At 43.1% G+C, this 5,435-nt stretch carries 7 protein-coding genes; 3 read left to right on the plus strand and 4 right to left on the minus strand.

Translation table 11 applies throughout. From position 1 onward, the window contains the following. Nucleotides 1–12 precede the first annotated feature (12 nt). The 3 genes from ftsB to BIZ38_RS21470 are packed head-to-tail and all read right to left on the minus strand — an operon-like array spanning nt 13 to nt 1,500. Nucleotides 13–303: a cell division protein FtsB gene (gene ftsB, locus BIZ38_RS21460; protein ID WP_054551139.1), complete on the minus strand. Its 291-nt coding sequence runs from the start codon at nt 301–303 to the stop codon at nt 13–15. Between the two features lie 22 nt (nt 304–325). Then, entirely contained in the window at nt 326–958 is a 633-nt protein-coding gene (locus BIZ38_RS21465; protein WP_187491267.1) for a hypothetical protein, read from the minus strand. Nucleotides 959–1,017: 59 nt separating this feature from the next. Continuing rightward, the gene (locus tag BIZ38_RS21470; RefSeq protein WP_187491268.1) at nt 1,018–1,500 is read right to left on the minus strand and encodes a DUF2947 domain-containing protein; all 483 of its coding nucleotides are present in this window, start codon (nt 1,498–1,500) and stop codon (nt 1,018–1,020) included. 63 nt (nt 1,501–1,563) lie between these two features. Between BIZ38_RS21470 and BIZ38_RS21475 the strand changes: the two genes are divergently transcribed. From BIZ38_RS21475 to BIZ38_RS21485, 3 genes are read left to right on the plus strand one after another with little or no spacing between them, the layout of a single operon-like run. After that, nucleotides 1,564–1,797 (plus strand): DUF1653 domain-containing protein, encoded by a 234-nt coding sequence (locus BIZ38_RS21475; RefSeq protein WP_410446034.1) that lies wholly within the window; start codon nt 1,564–1,566, stop codon nt 1,795–1,797. Between the two features lie 52 nt (nt 1,798–1,849). Further along, entirely contained in the window at nt 1,850–2,698 is an 849-nt protein-coding gene (locus BIZ38_RS21480; RefSeq protein WP_054560907.1) for an AAA family ATPase, read from the plus strand. 1 nt (nt 2,699) lies between these two features. After that, on the plus strand, nt 2,700–3,887 hold the full coding sequence (locus BIZ38_RS21485) for a vWA domain-containing protein (RefSeq protein WP_187491269.1): 1,188 nt from the start codon (nt 2,700–2,702) through the stop codon (nt 3,885–3,887). Between the two features lie 141 nt (nt 3,888–4,028). Here BIZ38_RS21485 and BIZ38_RS21490 read toward each other — a convergent pair whose 3' ends face one another. Beyond that, nucleotides 4,029–5,261: an NRAMP family divalent metal transporter gene (locus tag BIZ38_RS21490; protein WP_187491270.1), complete on the minus strand. Its 1,233-nt coding sequence runs from the start codon at nt 5,259–5,261 to the stop codon at nt 4,029–4,031. Between the last annotated feature and the right edge of the window lie 174 nt (nt 5,262–5,435).

Here is a 5,435-nt window from a genome sequence, read left to right on the forward strand (position 1 = left end):
GTTATAGTTTGCTTAATTTTCATTTTGTTGTTGGCCCGGCAAAACGCGAATAAAGGTTTCGCCAGGTTTAATCATTCCTAATTCATTACGCGCGCGCTCTTCGATACCTTCTTGACCAAGCTTTAGATCTTTTATATCTGCTTTAAGTACAGTATTGCGCTTTAATAATTTCGCGTTAGTGTCTTGATGAGAGGTAACCGCTTGTTTCAAACGAGTGTAATCTTGCACACCATTATGGCCAAACCATAAACGATATTGCAGAAATAAAGCCAAACATAACAAGGCGAATTGAAAAACCCGCATTGAACACTCCTTCGCGGTTAAATTAAGTCAAAGGGCGTTTTAAATTACGCCAATTTATATTGCTTGCTAGTAGCATTTCTCGTAATGACAAACGCTTAGGTGTGATGCGTTTATTAAATTGCCATTGATGACCGCAACACGCCGCCGCCATCACCGCTTTTGCGGGCTTAAGCAATTGAATATGCGCGTTTTCTAGCGATTCACCGGAAGTATCAAACCAACCAAGCTCGTTGCAATGTACCTTATTGTCGCTTACTTGATCTAAGCTGTCTATGCGCACGGTTGTACATTGCTCGTCATTAATTAGCACGGGAACAATTAACCCGCGCTTAGCATGTTGACTATAAAAGTCTTTTGAGTCTTTTTTATTATAAACAGGCGGCGTTGTTTTTTGTTTTTCAAGCCAACTGCCATTTTGTGAATCGAGCTGTAGTGGCGCATCACCACTGACAATACGCATAGCTAAACGCTCAATATAGTAAGGCAGGCTTGCTAATAAACGTTTTAGCCTTGCTGTATCAGGTTCATCAACTAAACGCGGGATCTCACGAGCATAAAATGCATTACATAACTGCGCATACAAAGCTCGCTCGGCATCAGTTTGCCAAATTTCGGCTTGTTGCGAGTGTTCGCTCTGTGAAGTTGGTTTAGACAATGCGCGCTCTTATAAAACAATTGCTTGACTGTTTTATAGCATAGAGCGTTTATTGAGCGCTACTTTACTGCGCCTTTTTTACCCAATTTTGCATTACCAGATTCTAAAAACTGCACCATTGCATCACGCTTTTTACCTAGTAGCAAACTACCATCAGCTAAAAACATAAAGTTTTGCCAACAACGTTTAAAAACAGCAAAGCTGGTTTCAATGATGTTGTCGCGAGCCATGCAAAAATAAACAGTGGTGTTTGCTTCCCACGCTAAGTGGTTAAGGATTTCTTCTGGTAACTGTTCGTCGCCAGCTTCCCATGCACTTTCCCAGTTAATGGTCTCTGAAAAGCTGTCGTCTTTGCCGCACCAATCTGTTTTATCAAAAAAGTCAGGGTGATCATGCTCGCGGCTCACCATAGTAGTCCATAAAACCGCAGCACGTTCAGCGCTCATTGGTTTAATTTGTGCTGCGTCTTCGCTGCTTATCGGCATATCTTTATGACGAAAAACCCAGGCTTTTTTGTATTCATCTAACGAAATATAATTCATAGTTTAGGCAGTTTGTTTCAGCGTAAAATGTGCAAACTGCAATTATACCCAAATGACTCCAAGATGCGAGATAAACACATGACAATCAAACCCGGTATCTACCAACATTACAAAGGTCCAAAATACAAAGTTGAATATGTTGCTACTCATAGCGAAACGAATGAGCTCCTGGTAATTTATCAAGCGCTATACGGCGAATTTGGGATGTGGGCACGCCCGCTTAGTATGTTTACAGAAACCGTCACTGTCGAGGGTAAAACGATACCGCGTTTTGCATACCTTTCAGACGCCGACTAACTGTGGCATCATGACGTTATTAATCACTGCTCAGACCAGATAAGGTGACATCGTGCTTTTTAATTCAACCGATAACTACATTGCCAGTAACTCATTAAAACAAGCGGTTAACGCAGCGATCTTGCTCGAAAAACCCCTGCTTATAAAAGGTGAACCCGGCACAGGTAAAACCATGCTGGCCGAGGAGCTTGCAAAAAGCTTAGACACTACGCTAATTCAATGGCACATCAAATCAACCACTAAGGCGCAGCAAGGCCTGTATGAATATGATGCGGTATCGCGTCTTCGCGACAGCCAGTTAGGTGACGAGCGAGTGCACGATATCAGCAACTACATTGTAAAAGGGAAATTATGGCAAGCCTTTACCTATGGTGAGCAACATAACAAGCGTCCTGTGCTATTGATTGATGAAATCGACAAAGCCGATATTGAATTTCCCAACGACTTGCTATTAGAGCTCGATAAGATGGAGTTTCATGTTTATGAGACCGGCGAGCGAGTTATTGCAAAGCAACGTCCGATTGTGATCATTACGTCGAATAACGAAAAAGAGCTGCCAGATGCCTTTTTACGTCGTTGTTTTTTCCATTACATTGATTTTCCTAGTAGTGAAGAAATGGCGCAAATTATCGATGTGCATCACCCGCATGTTAAACAAGATTTAGTACGCCAAGCACTTGAGGTGTTCTTTAATCTACGTGACGTAAACGGCATTAAGAAAAAACCATCAACCAGCGAATTACTCGACTGGTTAAAGCTACTGATGGCCGAAGATATTGATGCTAAAACACTGCATGATAAAAGCCAAAAAGGCGGCTTAATGCCCATGTTTGGCGCGTTATTAAAAAACGAGCAAGACATTAGCTTAGTCGAAAAACTTGCGTTTATGAGCCGCCGTTAATATGTTAATTGCGTTTTTCTTCAAGCTTCGCGAATACCGCTTACCTGTTAGTTTGCGAGAGCTACTTGATTTGATCAATGCGCTCAAGCAAGGGGTTATTTTTGCCGACGTTGACGCGTTTTATTATTTGGCGCGTACCATCATGGTAAAAGACGAAACTCACTTTGATCGTTTTGATAAAGCCTTTGCAGATTACTTTAGTGGCGTGGCCGACCTTGATCTGCTCGAAAGTTTAAAACAGCAACACGACTTGCCTGATGATTGGCTGCGCAAAGAGTTTGAAAAGCATTTAAGCGAAGAAGAAAAGGCGCAATTACAAGCCATGGGCGGCCTTGATAAACTCATGGAAACCCTCAAGCAACGCCTTGAAGAGCAGCAAAAGCGCCACGCTGGAGGTAATAAGTGGGTGGGTACCGGTGGTACTTCGCCATTTGGCGCCTATGGGTATAACCCTGAAGGTGTGCGCATAGGCCAAGACGGTAACCGACATCGCCGTGCCGTTAAAGTATGGGATAAACGCAGCTACCGAAACCTTGATAGTGACCGTGAAATTGGCTCACGCACCATTAAACTCGCTCTAAAAAAACTGCGTAAATTTGCCCGTACTGGTGCCAGCGATACTCTCGATTTAACCGAGACCATTCGCGCAACCGCAAAACAAGGCGGCATGCTCGATGTAAAAATGGCTCCAGAGCGCCATAATGCGGTAAAAGTATTGATGCTGTTTGATATTGGCGGTTCAATGGATGATTACATTCATACCTGCGAAGAGTTATTTAGCGCCGCCCACAGCGAGTTTAAACACCTTGAGTTTTACTATTTTCATAACTGTTTGTATGAGCATGTTTGGCAAGACAATGAACGTCGTCACTCTAACGTAATTGATACCATGACCTTGATTAACAAGTTCACCAGCGACTACAAGGTGATCTTTGTTGGTGACGCCACCATGGGTCCCTACGAAATAGCCTACCCCGGTGGCAGCGTTGAGCATTGGAATGAAGAACCCGGCAGCGCTTGGCTAAACCGCATAACCAATCACTTTGATAAAGTCACTTGGCTCAACCCACAACCCGTTGAACACTGGCGCTATTATCAATCGATAGATTTTATAAAGCAGTTAATGGACAACCGCATGTACCCACTCACGCTAGACGGGATTAGTAATGCGATTAGGGAGTTGAGTTAGAGCCGTCAGCCGTCAGCCGTCAGCCGTCAAACAGCATAAAAACCGAGAAGTGAGTGTAAAGTTACAATTGTTTATAAACACAAATAACTAAGCCCCTTCTCGATCAGCTATAAACTGACGGCTGAAAGCTGACAGCTCCCTTTACATTACTTTCCAAACCAAAAACACTAGCGCAAAGCCCACCAAATAAGCTAAACCTAGCCAGCTTAGGCTGCGTAATAAAGGTGAGTGATGAATGCTGGGTTCTGAGCGTACTAAACTAAAGTTCAGCCATGCAAATACGGGAGTGGTTACAAAAGCCAGGGTCATAGCAAAAGTAAGCATTGGGCCAAGGGCTGATTTAAAGAATAAAATCACTGCCATACCTGCAAATGCTTGCAGTAATAACCACATATTTAAACTGTGTTTAGATTGTTTAATCGGTAGCAGTTTATGTGACTCATTTAATGTTCTAGCGTAGCCATCAAGCACTGTTAGCGTGGTGCCAAACATACATAAAAAAGCGATACCTGAAACCAGTGGCCTTGCCCACTCGCCCATAGTGAGGGCATACATATCAATTAGCTGCTTTGCAAAAGCGACTCCACCTAATTGTACAGCTTGTGCTTGGCCATATTGCACTAACACACCTAATGAAAAAAACACTAACGCAAGTGCTGCGGTAAGCCAGTAGCCCAAATTAAAATCAAACAAGCCTTGTTGCTTTGTCACGGCTTGTTGATGCTGCTTTTCTTTTAGCCACAGTGAGCTGATTGCTGATATTTCAATAGGTGCAGGCATCCAGCCCATGAGCGCGACCATAAAGCCAAGCATGGCAAGTTCATACGGCGACGGGCCTACATAGTCAACAGGCGCCATCGGGCCATTATTAATAGCAACAACAAGCGCAGCTAAAGTGGTAACTGTTAGCAACCCCATAATGAGCTTTGAAACATTATCGAGCGCCTTAAAGTGCCCTAATAATAAAATGAGCAAACACACAGCCAAAATCAGCCAACATAATAAGGTTACAGAAATTGTGACAGGCAATGCGTAGTGCAGCAGGCTGGCCGTTAATAATAAAACCCCCGCAGTATTTACTACCGCGGCGACAATATTGAGCGCAATAAAACTATAAAAATACCCCGGCCCTTTTTGCTTGTAGCCCTCAACTAAACTTTGTTTAGTCGCGAGCGTGTATTCCATGCCAAATCGAAAGAATGGATACTTCAATACGTTTACTACAATGATTAGCCAAAATAGCTGCCAGCCGAATAACGACCCAGCTTGTGTTGATGCTACTAGATGTGAGCCACCAATGGCGGCTGTGGCCATTAAAATTCCCGGCCCTAATGCATTTAATTTAGATTGCCAATTTGATACTGCTGATTGCATATGCTTTGTGTGTTTTATTCTTAGTAACAAGCAACTTACAGCGTTTTGTGTGAGATTGGAAGCAGAGCAAGTTAGCAAGTTACCAAGTTACCAAGTTACCAAGTTACCAAGTTACCAAGTTACCAAGTTACCAAGTTACCAAGTTACCAAGTTACCAAGTTACCAAGTTACCAA

It is taken from the genome of Pseudoalteromonas sp. BZK2, from assembly GCF_014349195.1.
GTDB lineage: Bacteria > Pseudomonadota > Gammaproteobacteria > Enterobacterales > Alteromonadaceae > Pseudoalteromonas > Pseudoalteromonas simplex.

Excerpts from the sequence above, each read along its gene's own strand:
- ftsB (WP_054551139.1), bottom strand. The coding sequence starts at position 303 with ATGCGGGTTTTTCAATTCGCCTTGTTATGTTTGGCTTTATTTCTGCAA.
- BIZ38_RS21470 (WP_187491268.1), bottom strand. The coding sequence starts at position 1,500 with ATGAATTATATTTCGTTAGATGAATACAAAAAAGCCTGGGTTTTTCGT.
- BIZ38_RS21475 (WP_410446034.1), top strand. The coding sequence starts at position 1,564 with ATGCGAGATAAACACATGACAATCAAACCCGGTATCTACCAACATTAC.
- BIZ38_RS21485 (WP_187491269.1), top strand. The coding sequence starts at position 2,700 with ATGTTAATTGCGTTTTTCTTCAAGCTTCGCGAATACCGCTTACCTGTT.
- BIZ38_RS21490 (WP_187491270.1), bottom strand. The coding sequence starts at position 5,261 with ATGCAATCAGCAGTATCAAATTGGCAATCTAAATTAAATGCATTAGGG.